The following is a 16,290-nucleotide window of genomic DNA, read 5'->3' as shown; positions in this document are numbered from 1 at the left end:
CATGCACCGTACCTTGCTGCGCCAGCTCAGGCGCTCACTGGGGGTCGCCGACGAGGCTGCATGGGAGAAGCTGTGCGCGCGGCTGGAAGCGCTTGCCGATGGCGGCGGTGGCGACGAAGCGCTGCGCAGCCTGGCATCCGGGCTTACCAGCCTGGTCGCCCAGGTCGATGCCAGCTATGTCCAGGCCGAGCGCGACCTGGCACTGCGCACGCGCAGTCTTGCGCTCAGCTCGGCGGAGCTGAATGCCCTCAACGGCCGCCTGCAGGAGCGCATAGACGAGCAGGAGCGCGTCTTCGCTGCGGTGCGCAGGATGATCGACGAACTCGGCGGCCAGGCTTCACCGGCAGGCGGGGAGGGGCTGGATGAGCTGCTTGCGGGTATCGCCACGCTCCTGCATGAGCACGAGACCAGCCGGGTCCTGCTGCGCCGCCTGGTGGAGACCCTGCCCGATCTGGTCTGGCTGAAGGATGGCAACGGGGTCTATCTCGACTGCAACCCCCGCTTCGAGGCCTTCTTCGGGGCGCCGCGGGCGGAGATCGTTGGTCGCACCGATTACGATTTCGTGGACGCCGAGCTGGCCGCCTTCTTTCGCGCCAACGACCAGCGCGCGGTGGACAACGGTGGGCCGACGGTCAATGAGGAGTGGGTGACCTTCGCCAGCGACGGTCACCGCGAACTGCTCGAAACCACCAAGACGCCGATGTACGACGACCGCGGACGCCTGCTCGGCATCCTCGGCATCGGTCACGACATCAGCGCACAGCGGCAGATCGAGGATGCGCTGCGCGAAAGCGAGCAGCACTTCCGCACGCTGGCCAACACCGGTTCGGTGATGATCTGGACCTCCGGGCTGGACAAGCTGTGCAACTACTTCAACGAACCCTGGCTGCGCTTCACCGGCCGCAGTCTTGAAGAGGAGCTCGGTGACGGCTGGACCACCGGTGTGCATCCGGACGACCTCGCGCGCTGCATCGATACTTACGTGAACGCCTTCGAGCGCCGCGAGTCCTTCCTGATGGAGTACCGCCTGCGCCATGCCGACGGCGATTACCGCTGGATCGACGATCGCGGCTGCCCGCGTTACGACAGCCAGGGCGGCTTCCTGGGCTATATCGGCTACTGCAACGACATCACCGAGCGCAAGCGTGTCGAACTCGCCCTGCGCGAGAGCGAGCAGCGCTTCCGCAATCTCTTCGAGCAGGTGCCCAACGTTTCCGTGCAGGGCTATGACGCCGGGCGCCGGGTGATCTTCTGGAACGCCGCGAGCGAGAAGCTCTACGGCTACAGCGCTGCGGAGGCCCTCGGCAGGCGCCTTGAGGATCTCATCGTCCCGCCCGCCGAGCATGAGGATCTGCGTCGTGCGCACCGCCGGTGGATGGATGGCGGTGCGTCGATTCCTGCCGGCGAGCTGATCCTGCTGCGCAAGGATGGCAGCGAGGTGCCGGTTTTTTCCAGCCATGTGATGCAGCGCGGTGCCGGCAGCGAGCCGGAGATGTATTGCATCGACATCGACCTCTCGGCGCTGCGCGAGGCCGAGGCCCGCCTCAGGCTTGCTGCCAGCGTGTTCACCTATGCACGTGAAGGCATCACCATCACCGATGCCGCGGGGACGGTGATGGAGGTCAACGAAGCCTTCAGTCGCATCACCGGCTACGCGCGTGCCGAGATCCTCGGCCAGAACCCGCGCATGCTCAAGTCCGGCCGTCACGACGAGGCCTTCTACCGCCACCTGTGGGCCGACCTTGCCGCGCAGGGCTACTGGCAGGGAGAGATCTGGAACCGTCGCAAGAGCGGCGAGATCTATCCCGCCCTGCTGACCATCAGCGCCGTGCACGATGCGCGCGGCCAGGTGCTGCATTACGTCGGCCTGTTCGCCGATATCAGCGCGCAGAAGGCCCACCAAGCCGAGCTTGAATTCCTTGCCAACCACGACACCCTGACCGGTCTGCCGAACCGCAACCTGCTCCACGACCGCCTCGCCCAGGCCATGGCGCAGGCGCGCCGGCGGGGGCTGGCGGTGGCGGTGGCCTACGTCGATCTGGACGGCTTCAAGGGCATCAACGACCTTCACGGACACGAGACCGGTGACCGCCTGCTGCAGACCCTGGCGGCGCAGATGAAGGCCTCGCTGCGCGAGAGCGACACCATTGCCCGCCTCGGCGGTGACGAGTTCGTCGCCGTCCTCGTTGACCTGCCCGGGAACCAGGGCTTCCAGCCTTTCATCGAGCGCCTGCTGGCGGTGGTCGGCAGCGAGATCGACGTCGACGGAGTGGGGCTGCGCGTCTCCGCCAGCATCGGGGTGACGCTCTATCCTCAGGAAGAAGTCGTCGACGCCGATCAACTGCTGCGCCAGGCCGATCTGGCCATGTACGAGGCCAAGCTGGCGGGCAAGAACCGCTACCACGTCTTCGATGCCGAGCAGGAGCGCAGCACGCGCGGGCGCCACCAGAGCGTTGCCCGCCTGCGCCGTGCCCTGCTGGCCGGCGAGTTCGTGCTGCACTACCAGCCCAAGGTGGACATGCGCAGCGGCCGCCTGATCGGCGCCGAGGCACTCATCCGCTGGCAGCACCCCGAGCTCGGCATGCTGCTGCCGGGCGCCTTCCTGCCCGAGATCGAACACCACGCGCTGGCCATCGACGTCGGAGAGTGGGTGATCGACACCGCGCTGGCGCAGATCGGCGCGTGGGCGGCCGACGGCGTGGTAGTGCCGGTGAGCGTCAATATTTCCGCCCAGCACCTGCAGCGCGTCGACTTTGCCGAGCGCCTGCAGGCCCTGCTGCAGGCCCATCCGGAGGTCGAGCCGGCGCTGCTCGAACTGGAGGTGCTGGAAACCAGCGCCCTCGAAGACATGGCCCACGTCAGCGCGGTGATGAAGGCCTGTGCGCGGATGGGGGTGGGTTTCGCCCTCGACGACTTCGGCACCGGCTATTCCTCGCTGACCTATCTGAAGCGCCTGCCGGTGAAGGTGCTGAAGATCGACCAGAGCTTCGTCCGCGACATGCTCGACGACCCCGAGGATCTGGCCATCCTGCAGGGTGTGCTGGGTCTGGCCGTGGCCTTTGGGCGCATCGCGCTGGCCGAAGGCGTGGAGAGCGCCGCGCACGGCGAGCGCCTGCTGCAACTCGGCTGCACCCAGGCGCAGGGTTACGGCATCGCCCGCCCCATGCCCGCAGCGGCGCTGCCGGGCTGGGCGCGTGCGTGGACGCCGCCGCCGCAGTGGGCGGCCGGGCGTATCCTCGACGCGGCGCGCCTTGAGCTGCTTCACGCCGCGATGGCCTTCCGCATCTGGAGCCGGCGCTGCGTCGACGGCCCGGCAGATGAGAGGGCGACGGCGGAGAGCGCGCCGGAGGCGCTGACCCTCTGGCAACTGCACGGTGAGGCCGGGGGCGGCGGCGATGCCGTGCTCGGCGAGGCCCTCGCCGGGGTCGCTGCGGCCTGGCGCGATGGTCCTGGCGACGAATCGGCGCGGGCGCGCCTGGTTGCCGCCGCCGATGTCGTACTGGCGCGCGTCGACGCCTTGTTGCGGGCCTGATCCGCAGGGCAGCGGCCCGCCGCGGTACTATTGCACGCTCGTGCCGGCGTCTTTCGGGTATCTTCCGATGCATCCGGAATTGCCGTGCGGCGCGCTCCGCATGCGCCGCCCTTCGTCACCGAGCTCCCAATGAACAAGCCCCTGCTTCACCTGCTCGCGCTGTGCCTGACCGGCCTGCTGGCGCTTCCCGCGGCCGCCGGCAGTGCGGCCGCCAACCGTTATTACGAGGACGGCCTGGCGCGTTTCGAGCGCAAGGACATCGCCGGCGCCATCATCCAGCTCAAGAACGCCCTGCAGCAGGACCGCAACCTGCTCGCCGCGCAACTGCTGCTCGGGCGCGCCTACCTCGCCGACGGCGATCTCGGCCCCGCCGAAGTGGCCTTCGGCGAGGCGCTGCGCCTGGGGGTGCATCGCGCCGAGGTGGCCACCGAGCTGGCCACCATCTACCTGATGCAGGGGCGGGCGCAGAAGCTCATCAACGACATCCCCGCCGACGGCCTGCCGCTGCAGACCCGCCTGCAGGTGCTGGTGATGCGCGGCAAGGCCCATGCCGCACTGGGCGATCCGGCGCGCGCCCTGCGCAGCCTGGAGGAGGCTGCCGACCTCGAACCGGCGGCGGCCGCGCCGCATAACGCCAGGGTGACGGTGCTGCTTGGCGAGGGACGGATCGACGAGGCCCGCGATGCCGCCGCGCGCGCCGTCGAACTCGGCCCCGGGCTTGCCGAAGCCTACAGCGCGCGGGCCTCGGTGGCCCATGCGGAGGGGGCGCTGGAGACCGCGCTGACCGATTATCGCCGCGCCCTGGAGCTCGATCCGGCGTTCGACGATGCCCGTGTCGCCCTTGCCGGGCTCTACCTTGATCTGCAGCGCGACGGCGATGCCCGCGCCGTGCTCGACGGTGCCGACGGTCGTCTCGCTGGCGATCCGCGCGCGGCCTATCTGCGCGCCCTGCTCGCCGGGCGCGCGGGGGATACCGAGCGCGCCGCCGCTCAGCTTACCGAGGCCGCCCGGCTGGTCGATGCCCTGCCGGCGGAATGGCTGGGCGGGCGCGAACAGCTGCTGATGGTCGGTGCGCTTGCCCATCACGCGGGGCGCCAGTACGAGAAGGCGCGCAGCTATCTGGAGGTGCTCGGCAGGCGTTTCCCGCGCAATCTCGGCGCTCGCAAGCTGCTCGCCGCAGTGTGGCTGGACAGCGGTGAACCGGGACGTGCCGAGGCGCTCATCGACGACGTCCTGCGCAGCCAGCCGGGCGATGCGCAGGCCTGGCAGCTGCGTGGTCAGGCCAACCTCGCCCTGCGCCGCTATGCCCGCGCCACCGAGGCCTTCGAGCGCGCCGCAGCGCTCGGCGCCGAAGGGCGGGTCGAGGGCGCGCTGGGTTTCAGCCTGCTCGGCGAGGGGCGTCACGGCGCGGCGCGCGACAGCCTTGCGGCGGCGTTTGCGCGCAACCCGGGCGATCTCGGCGTGGCCATCGCGCTGGCCACCCTGCATGCCCGCGAAGGGGAGCAGGCGGCGGCGCTGGCGGTGGCCGAGCGCGCCCTCCAGGCGCAGCCCGACAACCCCGCGGTACTCAATCTTGCCGGCCTCATGCGGGCCGCCGCGCAACGCCCCGGTGAGGCCCGTGCCGCCTACGAGAAGGCCCTGCGCATTGCTCCCGAATTCACCCCCGCAGCGCTCAACCTGAGCCGCGTGGAAGCCGCCGAAGGGCGTTTCGACGCCGCGCGTGCGCGACTGCAGGGCATGCTCGCGCGTGATCGCCGCGATGCCGCGGCGATGTACCACCTCGCCCTCGTCGAGCGTCAGGCCGGCAACCTCCAGGGGGCGCTCGAATGGGTTGACCGTGCCGTCCTCGAACGCCCGGCGGAGCAGCAGTACGGCGTCCTGCAGGTGGAACTGCGCGCTGCCGCCGGCAATGCTCAGGGCGCGCGTGAGGCCGCGCGCGAGATCGCCCTGCGCCATCCGCGCCGCCTCGACGTGCTCGCGCTGCAGGCGCAGGCCGAGATCAATGCCGGCGATACGCGTGCGGCGCTGCAGGTGTTGCGCGAGATGACCGCGCTGGCCGAGTTCGACGCCGGCGCCCTGGTGCGTATCGGTTACCTCCAGCTGACGGCAGGCGACCCTGCGGCGGCTGCCTACAGCGCCCACAAGGCCCTGCAGGAGCGCCCGCAGGATGGCGGGGCGCTCGCCCTCGCCACCCGTGCCGCGCTGGCGGGGGGCGATGCTGCGGCCGCCAGCACCCATGTGGCGGCACTGCGCCGCCATCACGGCGACAGCGTCGAGGCTCTGGTGCTTGCCGGCGACGTTGCCCTTGCGCGCGCCGATCATGGCGCCGCCGAGAGTGCCTTCCGCGAGGCCTTCCGTCGCCAGCCGGGCGCTGCGCTGGTGCTGCGTCGCGCCGGCGTGGCGGTGGCGCGGCAGAACCCGGCGGCGGCCCGCACGCTGCTGGAGGACTGGCTGCGAGCCAACCCCACGGAGCAGCCGGTGCGTCGGGCGCTGGCCGACCTGCATGTGCTGGTGCGCAACTGGAGCGGGGCGCGGGAGCACTACGAACAGTTGTTGCGCGAGGGCAGCGAGGAGGCCGGGGTGTACAACAACCTCGCCCACGTGCTCACCGAGCTCGGCGACTCCGCAGCCATCGCCCATGCCGAGCGCGCGGTCGAGCGCGCGCCCGGCAATCCCAACATGCTCGATACCCTGGGCTGGGCGCTGGCCCGCCAGGGGCGCCATGAGGAAGCCTTGCGCCACCTGCGCGAAGCCCGTCTGCGCCTGCCCAGTGCGGAGGTCAAATGGCACCTTGGCTATGTCCTCGCCCAGCTCGGCCGTGAGCGCGAGGCGCGCCGCGAGCTCGAAGCCGCGCTCGCCGAAGGCGCTGCTTTCGAGGGGGGCGAAGCGGCGCGCAGTTTGCTGCAGCGCCTGTCACAGTAGCTGCCACCCTGCCGCTTCACGCGGCCTGCCTATTGGCGAGCGCTGCCTGTGGCGTGTGCTACCTCGCGTGCGCCAGCACGACCGCCATCGCGCTCATCGTGTCGGTACTTGCGCCGTTGATCGCGGCGATCTCTTGGCGTTCGTCCTCCAGTAGGCGGTTGAGAGCGCCTCCGGTCTGGACCGCTGTGCGAACCATGCCCCGCAGTCCACGTCAAGGACGTTTGCATCCGGATTTTGGGTGCGGTCGAGCACGAAATGATCCGAAGAGAGCAGGCGCTCCCGGCGAGCCAGGCACACCACTTTATCGAAGGAGCGCCGGTGCGATACCCATCGCGCACACTGCGATCACCAGTATCTCCAGGAGCTCGTGGCGGGGGCCGTTGCTCGGCCTGCGGGGGTTTCCCTGCCTATTCAGTCTTTCCGTCAGGCTCGCTCCCGCTCCACTCATGCTGTCCGTCCAAAAGACGAGAGTAGACGCGTTTTCGAGCGGGTGATCAGGACTTTTACCTAGCTGTTGGGCATTAACGACTTTCTTGGCGGAGGTGGGTGTGCTGCATGTCATTCGAGTGGAGTGGCCCTGATCCCGCCCCCTGTCCATTGAATCAGGATTACTGCCCGTTCACGTGCCGTACCAGAGTACCGCGAAGTAATGGCAGCTGGTTCCGGTGAGCACGAACAGATGCCAGATGAAGTGGGCGTAGCTGAATTTTGCATCAACGGTGTAGAAGATCACCCCGATTGTGTACGCCATACCACCCGCGACCAACCACAGCAGGCCGGGTAACGGAACACGGGTGTACAAGGGTTCGGCTGCGATCACGATGAGCCAGCCCATCACCAGGTACAGCCCTGTCGACAGGATGGGGTGGGATGCCTTGCCATAAGCCTTCAAGGCCACACCGGCAAGGGCAAGACACCAGACAAGACCGAGTAGCGACCATCCCCATGGCCCCTTCAGTATCCCCAGCGTAAAGGGCGTATAGGTTCCGGCGATGAGCACATAGATTGCGGAGTGTTCCACGACCCGTATTACGCCCTTGGCCGGGCTTGCTGGCAAGGCGTGGTAGATGGCTGACGCCAGATAGAGCAGCACCATGCTCGTGGCGAACACCCCTGCGCCAATGAGAAAGCCGAGGTCGTCGTGGGTGTCAGCCTGGATGAGCAGAAAAGGGGTCGCAACCAGCGCGGCCACCAGGCCGACGCCGTGGCTGACGCTGTTGGCGATTTCCTCTCCGCGTGTCTGCTCTCGCCGACCACTATGGCAGGTTACCCGCAAGGCACGCTCCGTTGCCGCCATGTCGGTTTGAACGGAGGTGGTGCGCGTGGCCGGGGCCAGGTCTGCCATGCTGTGGCGCTTACCCCTTGCGACCGCCGAACGCCAGCATTATCCCGCCGATCACGATTGCTCCCACTCCTGCCCAGATCGGTACGTTGACGGTTTCCTTTTCGGCGACCGATAGCGACAGCGGCCCCACCTGCGCCTGATGGGTTTCCTTGGTGTAGGTGAAGCCCCCATACAGCAGGCCAAGAACGCCGGCGACGATCAAGGCGATTGCCGCAATTCTGATTCCATTCATGTCGACGACTCCGGTTGAAAAAAGGACTGAATTGCCAGCGCGCACGGAGGCGCCAGCACACGAATGCTGAAACCTGGGTGGGTTACGGTCCCCAGTGGGCAGGACTGGGGGAGTGCGGTAGGTGGAGTTTAAGACTGACTACATTCAGGCTCTTGGCGTCCACAAACTGCACCAGCCCTCGGCGCTGATCTGGCCCTCCACCATTGCGCATTCATTGGATGCGGCGATGAAGTTCCGGCAGCCGTTGCACTTTTCCTCGCCTCTGGGCTGGGTCTGGTACTGCACGCTTGTCTTGGGCGTTTTTGCGGATCCCGGCGGAGGTGTCAATCCGTTTCCGGTGGGCGGGGCTGCGGCCGGGGTGGTGTTGGTTGGTGCCGCCGGCTGGCGCGAGTCACAGCCTGAAAGGGCGATTGGCACCCACATGCCACAGCCGAACAGCAGCGCACCACGCAGCACAGTCCTGCGCGAGGGCACTTCCTCTGCCTGTGCCGGGTCTGTGCCGGCGTCCGGGTTTCCAGCACCTGATTTCTTGTCCATGGCGACCTCCTTTGCTGCGGGCTCCGGCGGGCACGGTTGCCAGTCGGGCATCGGTCATCGCGTGCGCCAGCGCACCAATTCCCCGCCCTGCAAGTCTCGGGTTGTGCAGGAGTGCTTTACTGCGACCGACTGCATGGGATTTCCGGATGCGCGCCGAAGACTAATCGCACCTGGATGCAACGTCGGTGCTGTACCGTACATGGATCATCTCGCCAGATCCAGCGCAGGTCTGAGCCTCGCTTGTCATCGCGCGGCCCACAGCTCAGCGTGGGCGGGTGGGCCAGCGTACATACGCGAGAGGAGATCGGGGCCACACTGAACTTGCAGTAAGCCACAGGCTTGCTGCGGGACTGATGGGTCGGGATACAGAGACCACTCGGCTCCAACCACACCCACAGGAGTACAGCATGAAAGTCATACTTCAAAACACGTTGATCGTCGGTGCAATTGCCGCACTGCTTGCCGGGCCCACATGGGCCGCAGGTGAAACCCAATCCCAATCTTCCAACCCGACCAGGACTGAACTGGGGCAACCCGAGCGCAATCAGTCGCCCAGCTCACAACCGATGAATCAGACGCCGCGAAGCGGCGCTGCCGCCAGCGCCAGCGCATCGGCGGGTAGCAGCTCGCTGTACGCGCGCTCCGCAGACGACCTGGAAGGCATGAAGGTGGTGGATAGTGCAGGCGACAAGGTTGGCACGATCAAGCAGATCGTACTCGCCGCTGACCGCAAGAGCGCACATGCGGTGATCTCGTCAGGTGGATTCCTGGGTATTGGTGCAACCGACATCCTGGTATCGCTTGACAAGCTCACTCCGGTGGGTGACAACCTGCAGATGCGCGCGACCAAGGAAGATATCGTCGCTTTGAAGGACAAGGAAGTGGATCGCGACAAATACGCCGAGGTGAAAGGCAGCGCACCGATCAGCGGGTCGATCGTGGAGTTCTCCGCGTTCGAGCCGGGCACGACACCGCGTAGCCCGGGCGCAGCACCGATGACCCCGCGATCAGATACCGACCGGCAGCGCGACAACCCTGGCTCACCCATGGGGCCCCGCTGATCCGCGTGTCTCATAGACCATGAGACGCTCTGACTCACGAGGATGCGCCGAACCGCGGCGCATTGACTCCCCGGCGGTCACGCCCCGACGCCGGGGATCATTCCGTGGGCGCGGCCTGGCTGATCGCAACAACATCGGTCACCCCGTCGCAATGGCTCAGCACAAGCTCGGGTGGTTCGAACGAAAAGATGAACGGTGCGGTACGTTGCAGGGCGTTGAGTCCCAGAATGGGCCGGGTGCTACCCGGAAACACGGCGACCTCGACGTCGCGCAACCAGCACGCATCGCCTATGCTGAGAGCGTCGACCGAATAGATCGGAACATCCAGTTCGCTGCCATCCGCAAGGCGACCGCGCAGGTTCTTGACGAAGCGCGCTGCGCCCTTGACCTTCAACAGCGCGAGGATGTCTTCGTTGATGGTCATGTAACCGGAGCCGGTATCAACCATCCAGTCGACGGCTCCGAGCCCGGTGATGAGACCCGGCACGTAGAAAGTGGTGCCGTTTCTTGCCTGCATCTCGATCGTGGTACTGAACTGTCCGCCGTTGGCCGATGAAGTCGCACCGACGAAAAGCATGAACAGGAGGCTGGCGAATTTGCGCATGGGGAATCCTTCGCAAGGCGACGCTGAAGCGGCAAAGGCGGCAATAGCGGGCAGGTGCGGCTGGGGTGGCAAGACGGCGTGATCGCGAACAGCGCTGGGGTCGAAGCCCGGCTGTCCGTAAGGAATTGGAGATATCCCCTACCGTACACCCTTTACGGCCCGAACAGGCAGAACTTGAGCCCCGCGGGTCACATCGCACTCTGACCTTGGAGGTACGCCATGAAGCCCTATCAGATCGCCGTCATTACCGGCAGCCTGCGCGCCGACTCGATTAACCGCAAGCTGGCCAGCGCGATTGCCCGACTCGCGCCAGGCGATTTTTCGTTTACCCAATTGGTAATAGGCGACCTGCCGCTCTACAACCAGGACGACGACGCGGATCCGTCCCCCGCGGTGAAACGCCTGAAGGGCGAGATCCTGGCCGCCAGCGGGCTGATCTTTGTTACGCCGGAGTACAACCGCGGCATTCCTGGGGTGCTGAAGAACGCCATCGACCACGCGTCCCGGCCGTATGGCGAGAGCGCCTGGGCGGGCAAGCCTGCCGGTGTTCTGGGCGCCTCGGTGGGGGTGATTGGCACCGCCGTGGCGCAGCAGCAACTGCGCACCATCCTTGCCTATCTGGACGTACCGACGCTGGGGCAGCCGGAAGCATTCATCCACGTCGGGGAAGGATTCTTTGACGAGGGCGGTGAGATTGCCAGTGCCGGCACCCGGAAATTCCTGCAGAAGTGGATGGATAGCTACGTGGCCTGGGTGAAGAAGCACGCAGCGTGAACCCGGCCTGAACCCTTTGGACTCCCCGTGTGGCCGATCACTGCAGCCCGTGCAGGCGGTTGGCTCACGACCATGCAGCGGAGGGTTGATGAACGACTCCATCGAGCTTGAGCGGACGCATACGCCGCGAGACTTTTCCGACCGCATCGCGCGTGCGTTCACCACCGTCATGCGCTTTTGCGCCGATACTCTTTTTGCCCGGCGCTACGGGCACCGCGCCGTGGTGCTGGAAACGGTGGCGGCCGTTCCGGGCATGGTGGCTTCGACCCTGCAACACCTCAAGTCGCTGCGCAACATGTCCGACGATCAGGGCTGGATCCGCACCTTGATGGACGAAGCAGAGAACGAGCGCATGCACCTGCTGACTTTCGTCGAAATTGCCAGACCAACCCGCTTCGAGCGCTGGCTGATCATTTTTGCGCAGGTGCTGTTCTACAGCGGCTTCTTTCTGCTCTACCTGATCTCGCCGCGCACCGCACATCGCGTGGTCGGCTATTTTGAAGAGGAGGCGGTGATCAGTTACACGGAGTATCTCGCCCAGGTCGATGCCGGTCGCCACGAGAACGTGCCGGCGCCGCAACGGGCCATCGCGTACTGGAATCTCTCCAAGGATGCGCGCTTGTCCGATGTGATCATCGCGGTACGCGCGGATGAAGCCGGACACCGTGACGTGAACCATGGGTTTGCCGACCAGCTCGCTGCGAAGAGCGCCTGAAGGGCATGCATCCCGGCGAGCGTGCGGCACCGCACGGAATCGAGTTCGTTTGAGGCGTATGTTGGGCGTCGTTAACCCGGCAATGAAATAGGCGCCACCGTTCGCCCTGAGCTTGTCGAAGCCCGTTCGAAGGCACTGCCATCAAGTGCCCTTCGACAGGTTCAGCCCGAACGGAGTACCCGTTTCCTGCGTCTGCTTTGCCACGCCCGCGGCGGGGCTTACTTCGCTCAGCCCGAACGGTATTTGATTGCTGGGTTAATAGTCAAAGCTGCCCTGAAGGCGGTGAATGTGAACATCTACCCTGGGCCTTGCGCCGCTGGTTTCCCTGATCGCCGGCATCCTCATCCCGGTCATGCCGCGCTTGCTCAACTACATCGTCGCCTTTTTACCTGATCATCATCGGCTTGATCGGCCTCTTCGGCGTCGGGATTTTCAACCTGCGCTGAATCATCGATCAGGGTAGGGCACGGCGAGGACTCGGCAACGAGTCGAGGAGATGAATGAACATGGACAAGGTGAATATGCTGTTCCTGCCCGGCCTGCTCAATGGCGCGAGTCTCTTTGAGCAGCAGGCGGATGTGCTTGCAGATGTTGTTGGTGTTGCGATCGCCGACCTGACGGGAGCGGATTCGATCAGCGGACTTGCGACGGAGGCACTGACACAGGCGCCCGATGGGCCGTTCGTGCTTCTCGGGATGTCGATGGGAGGGTACGTTGCATTTGAGATCATGCGCCAGGCACCCGAGCGGGTAGTCGCGCTGGCGCTATTGAGTACCAGTGCACGACCTGATACGAGCGCAGCAACCGCGACCCGCAGACAGTTGATCGAACTCGGCGAGAACGATTTTCCGGCAGTCATCGAAAGACTGCTGATGCGCATGACGCACCCCGAGCACACCAACACGCCCAGGGTCAGCGGCGTGTTTCATTCGATGGCGACCGCGTTGGGATACGATGTGTTCGTGCGCCAGCAACATGCCATCATTGGACGGCCAGACAGCCGCCCGGGACTCAAGAACATCAAGTGTCCGACGCTGGTGCTGTGCGGTCGAGAGGATCTCGTCACGTCGCTGGACGATCATCGCGAACTGGTGGCCGCGATTGGCGGAGCGCAACTCGAGGTCATCGAAACCTGTGGCCATCTGGCGCCGCTGGAGCAACCTGAGCGGGTAACCCAAGTCCTCTGCGATTGGTTGTACTCACTTGGCGTGCCCCGCGCCGAACGCATCGGTGCTGCCTGACGAGCATGCAGTCCGTCACCGCTTCCCCCCTCAATGCCCCGCAAGCGACATGCCAACACGTTCCATGAGGTGGGTGTTCAGCGTGCTCCTGGTCGTACTTGGGGGGCTGACGCACTTGGTGACCGCAAAGCTCGAACCGCTGTCACCGGTTGTCCATGTGCTGCCCATAGAGGGCGATATCGACCTCGGGCTGGCACCCTTCGTACGGCGCGTCCTTTCCCAAGCCGAGCAGGAGGGCGCGGCAGCGGTGATCCTCCAGATCAACACCTTTGGCGGGCGGCTGGATGCTGCCGTGCAGATCCGCGACGCGCTGATGGACTCCGAGGTGCGCACTGTTGCGTTCGTAAACAAGCGGGCCATCTCGGCTGGTGCGCTGATCGCCCTGGCCAGCGGAGAGCTCGTGATGGTCGAGGGAGGAACCATCGGGGCAGCGACCCCCGTGCACATGGGGGAGTTCGGTGCCACCGAGCGATTGGTGGAGGAAAAAACGGTTTCGTACGTCAGGAGAGAATTTCGTGCTACTGCCGAGGCGCGCAAGCGGCCGCCGCTTCTGGCTGAGGCGATGGTTGACGCCGATGTGGAGATTCCCGATGTCATCGAGAAGGGAAAACTGCTCACGCTGACGACTGAACAGGCTTTGCAGCAGGGCCTGATCGACTTCCGTGCTGACTCGATGGAAAGTGTGCTTGAGCAGATGGGTCTGGCGGATGCGGAGCGCATAGACGTGTCGCCAAACTGGGCCGAGAACCTTGTCCGCTTTCTGACTCGCCCGGTGATTGGTTCCTTGCTGATGAGCATCGGCATGCTCGGCATCATCATCGAGGTGCGCAGCCCCGGTTTTGGATTGCCCGGCGTGCTGGGCCTTACAAGCCTGGGCGCATTTCTCTGGGGACACCTGCTCGTCAATCTTGCAGGCTGGGAGGAGCTGCTGCTGGTGGGCGGTGGCATTGTCCTGCTCGGCATCGAGATCGTCCTTCTGCAGGGTTTCGGGATCGCCGGAATCGTCGGAATAACGGCCATGCTGGCAGGCCTTGCGATGAGCATGGTCGGTGCCGGCGCCACGGCAAGCTTCGTAATCGCCAGCACGGCGCGCGTCCTTGCATCCCTGCTGGCGGCTTTGCTCGGCAGTCTCGTGGTTCTGCGTTTCCTGCCCCACCTGCCATTCGCGCGCCGGATGGTACTGCACTCCGACCTGGGGTCCGGGCCAGCACACGGTTCGGCACCGGAAATCGATCAGCGCTGGCAGGGCAAGCAGGGACGAGTGCTTTCGGTACTCAGGCCGGCAGGCATCGCTGAGATCGAAGGCGAACGCGTGGACGTCGTATCCGACGGCGCGCAAGTGGAACCTGGCGAGCGCATCGAGGTGACCCATGTCGATGGCAACCGTGTCGTTGTGCGGCGGGTTCCGCACCACAACCAGGAGCAATGAAGCATGAACGAAGTAATGGCGGGACTGCTGGGAAGCCTGGGCTTGCTACTGCTGGTGGTGGGGACGCTGGCCGTTGTCCTGTACCTGGTGCCCATTCCTCTATGGATCGCGGCTTGGGCGTCGGGTGCCTATGTGGGCCTGTTCACCCTCATTGCCATGCGCCTGCGGCGCGTGCCGCCCGCTGTCATCGTGACGGCGCGGATAAGTGCCGTGAAGGCCGGGCTTGACATCTCCATCAACGACCTTGAGGCCCACTTTCTGGCCGGAGGAAATGTCGTGCGGGTCGTCAATGCGATGATCTCGGCCGACAAGGCCAACATCCCGCTACCCTTCAAGCGCGCCGCCGCCATCGATCTGGCGGGTCGCAACGTGCTGGAGGCTGTACAGATGTCGGTGCTCCCCAAGGTCATTGAAACGCCCCGCATCGCCGCGGTGGCCAAGGATGGCATCCAGCTCATTGCCATTTCGCGGGTCACCGTACGCACCAACATCGATCGGCTGGTCGGTGGCGCCGGCGAGGAGACGATCATGGCGCGCGTCGGCGAGGGCATGGTGAGCACCATCGGTTCGGCCGACAGCCACAAGCATGTTCTGGAGAATCCCGACCACATCTCCAAACACATCCTGAGCAAGGGCCTGGACGCCGGCACCGCATACGAGATCCTGTCGATCGACATCGCCGACGTCGACGTGGGCGAGAACATCGGTGCCAAGTTGCAGATCGACCAGGCCAACGCCGACAAGCAGATCGCCCAGGCCAAGGCCGAAGAACGTCGCGCGATGGCGGTCGCGCTCGAACAGGAAATGCGCGCGCGCGTGGTCGAGGCCGAAGCTGAAGTGCCGCGTGCGCTGGCAGAAGCGTTCCGACAGGGCAACTTGGGCATCATGGACTACTACCGCATGAGGAATCTGCAGGCGGATACGACCATGCGCGAAGAGATTGCCAGCGGGGCGGATGAACTGCCCGACTCGACGAGAAAGTAGGTGGATGACGATGGATGGCTTGCAGGCCGGGGTGGGCCTAGTTCTGGTGCTCGCCGTCGTGGTGTTGTTCAGGCACGCGATCGAGTGGATCGGACGGCGCGTGCAGCAGGAGGGGGCTACAGGGATGGAAGAGCAGCGCCCGAAGGGGACAGCACAAGGGGCGAAGATCGACCGGGCGGAGTCCGTCCGTGCCTGCGCCGACACGGCCCACTCCATTCGCACTGAGGTTCCGCGGGCTGTTCCGGTGAATCAGAAGCGTCGCTTTGCGCGACAGGCGTTGCTGACGAACAGACATGTGACTCAGAACGCGTTCGTCACGGCGACCATACTCGGCCCCTGTCGCGCCCGCCAACCCCATGGTGCCGATGATTGGTGACCCGGCTGCGATATCTCCACCGTTCATCCGGTGCCTGCCGAAGGGCGGGGTCGCGCAAAGTGCTTGGACCGCCCTGCGACAGACCTGTCCTGAGTGCAGCAGTGGTTTCAGCCCAGACGGCTTTCGGGGGGCGGGCTGGTAACGTGGTGTTTGGAGTTTCGAATGCCACCATGTCCGGTGCTGCCCCCGTTCCGCGCGATCCGTAGGGCAACGACGAGACCATGCTTCCCCTGCAGACGCGTCGTCGCCAGTGCGACGTCAAGCGCGAATTCGCCACCACTGGCATGACGCCCCAGAAAGCAATGCGACAATCCGTTTCCGCGCTGGAACGTTGCGTAGGCGAGATTGTAGCCGGGCGTGTTATTGCGCAGGGGAAGCCCGGGGATCAGTGCGGTGACTTCGGTACCGAGGACCTCGTGCGCTCTGTGGCCAAATATCCGTTCTGCCGCGAGGCTGCAGAAACGGATCCGCGCGTACTTGTCGAGGACGATCAGGGCACTGTTGGGTAGCGGCACTGCGTGGTGTCGAGTCCGGGCGC

15 protein-coding genes are annotated in these 16,290 nt (G+C 65.5%); 10 read left to right on the top strand and 5 right to left on the bottom strand.

What is annotated here, in order from left to right; translation table 11 throughout:
• Position 1 precedes the first annotated feature (1 nt).
• Positions 2–3,532 (top strand): sensor domain-containing protein, encoded by a 3,531-nt coding sequence (locus tag C8261_RS09340; protein ID WP_219905172.1) that lies wholly within the window; start codon positions 2–4, stop codon positions 3,530–3,532.
• A gap of 129 nt (positions 3,533–3,661) precedes the next feature.
• Positions 3,662–6,454, top strand: coding sequence for an XrtA/PEP-CTERM system TPR-repeat protein PrsT (gene prsT, locus C8261_RS09335; protein ID WP_107493429.1), 2,793 nt, complete (start codon positions 3,662–3,664; stop codon positions 6,452–6,454).
• A 619-nt stretch (positions 6,455–7,073) separates the two neighbouring features.
• On the opposite strand, the gene trhA is transcribed toward prsT, so the two are convergent.
• From trhA to C8261_RS17175, 3 genes are all read right to left on the bottom strand, one after another.
• Positions 7,074–7,799 (bottom strand): PAQR family membrane homeostasis protein TrhA, encoded by a 726-nt coding sequence (gene trhA, locus C8261_RS09330; protein ID WP_219905171.1) that lies wholly within the window; start codon positions 7,797–7,799, stop codon positions 7,074–7,076.
• A 10-nt stretch (positions 7,800–7,809) separates the two neighbouring features.
• Entirely contained in the window at positions 7,810–8,031 is a 222-nt protein-coding gene (locus C8261_RS09325; protein WP_107493428.1) for a hypothetical protein, read from the bottom strand.
• A gap of 144 nt (positions 8,032–8,175) precedes the next feature.
• Complete coding sequence (locus C8261_RS17175) at positions 8,176–8,568, bottom strand: hypothetical protein (RefSeq protein ID WP_146161670.1); 393 nt, start codon at positions 8,566–8,568, stop codon at positions 8,176–8,178.
• A gap of 407 nt (positions 8,569–8,975) precedes the next feature.
• On the opposite strand from C8261_RS17175, the gene C8261_RS09320 reads away from it, so the two are divergent.
• Positions 8,976–9,629 (top strand): PRC-barrel domain-containing protein, encoded by a 654-nt coding sequence (locus C8261_RS09320; RefSeq protein ID WP_181358907.1) that lies wholly within the window; start codon positions 8,976–8,978, stop codon positions 9,627–9,629.
• A 97-nt stretch (positions 9,630–9,726) separates the two neighbouring features.
• On the opposite strand, the gene C8261_RS09315 is transcribed toward C8261_RS09320, so the two are convergent.
• On the bottom strand, positions 9,727–10,233 hold the full coding sequence (locus C8261_RS09315; RefSeq protein ID WP_107493426.1) for a retropepsin-like aspartic protease: 507 nt from the start codon (positions 10,231–10,233) through the stop codon (positions 9,727–9,729).
• A 219-nt stretch (positions 10,234–10,452) separates the two neighbouring features.
• On the opposite strand from C8261_RS09315, the gene C8261_RS09310 reads away from it, so the two are divergent.
• The 7 genes from C8261_RS09310 to C8261_RS09280 all read left to right on the top strand — a co-directional run bounded on the left by C8261_RS09310 (position 10,453) and on the right by C8261_RS09280 (position 15,752).
• The gene (locus C8261_RS09310; RefSeq protein WP_107493425.1) at positions 10,453–11,007 is read left to right on the top strand and encodes an NADPH-dependent FMN reductase; all 555 of its coding nucleotides are present in this window, start codon (positions 10,453–10,455) and stop codon (positions 11,005–11,007) included.
• Between the two features lie 88 nt (positions 11,008–11,095).
• Positions 11,096–11,722, top strand: coding sequence for an alternative oxidase (locus C8261_RS09305; protein ID WP_107493424.1), 627 nt, complete (start codon positions 11,096–11,098; stop codon positions 11,720–11,722).
• A gap of 301 nt (positions 11,723–12,023) precedes the next feature.
• On the top strand, positions 12,024–12,185 hold the full coding sequence (locus C8261_RS09300) for a DUF3096 domain-containing protein (protein WP_328588072.1): 162 nt from the start codon (positions 12,024–12,026) through the stop codon (positions 12,183–12,185).
• A 37-nt stretch (positions 12,186–12,222) separates the two neighbouring features.
• A complete protein-coding gene (locus tag C8261_RS09295) occupies positions 12,223–12,963 on the top strand; it encodes an alpha/beta fold hydrolase (protein WP_235864883.1) in 741 nt (246 codons plus the stop codon).
• Between the two features lie 64 nt (positions 12,964–13,027).
• Positions 13,028–14,392 carry an NfeD family protein gene (locus C8261_RS09290; protein ID WP_181358906.1) on the top strand — a complete coding sequence of 455 codons (1,365 nt, stop codon included), beginning with the start codon at positions 13,028–13,030 and terminating at the stop codon, positions 14,390–14,392.
• A gap of 3 nt (positions 14,393–14,395) precedes the next feature.
• Positions 14,396–15,376 (top strand): flotillin-like protein FloA, encoded by a 981-nt coding sequence (floA, locus tag C8261_RS09285; protein ID WP_328588069.1) that lies wholly within the window; start codon positions 14,396–14,398, stop codon positions 15,374–15,376.
• A 10-nt stretch (positions 15,377–15,386) separates the two neighbouring features.
• Positions 15,387–15,752, top strand: a complete 366-nt coding sequence (locus C8261_RS09280) for a hypothetical protein (RefSeq protein WP_146161669.1) — start codon at positions 15,387–15,389, stop codon at positions 15,750–15,752.
• A gap of 107 nt (positions 15,753–15,859) precedes the next feature.
• Here the strand turns inward: C8261_RS09280 and C8261_RS17315 are convergent, their stop codons facing one another.
• Positions 15,860–16,267, bottom strand: a complete 408-nt coding sequence (locus tag C8261_RS17315; RefSeq protein WP_181358905.1) for a PAS domain S-box protein — start codon at positions 16,265–16,267, stop codon at positions 15,860–15,862.
• Between the last annotated feature and the right edge of the window lie 23 nt (positions 16,268–16,290).

Origin of the sequence: Pseudothauera lacus (assembly GCF_003034845.1) — a bacterium.
Classification (GTDB): domain Bacteria; phylum Pseudomonadota; class Gammaproteobacteria; order Burkholderiales; family Rhodocyclaceae; genus Pseudothauera; species Pseudothauera lacus.
Note: the sequence above shows the minus strand (reverse complement) of the source record. Positions and strands in the feature narration are given on the sequence as shown.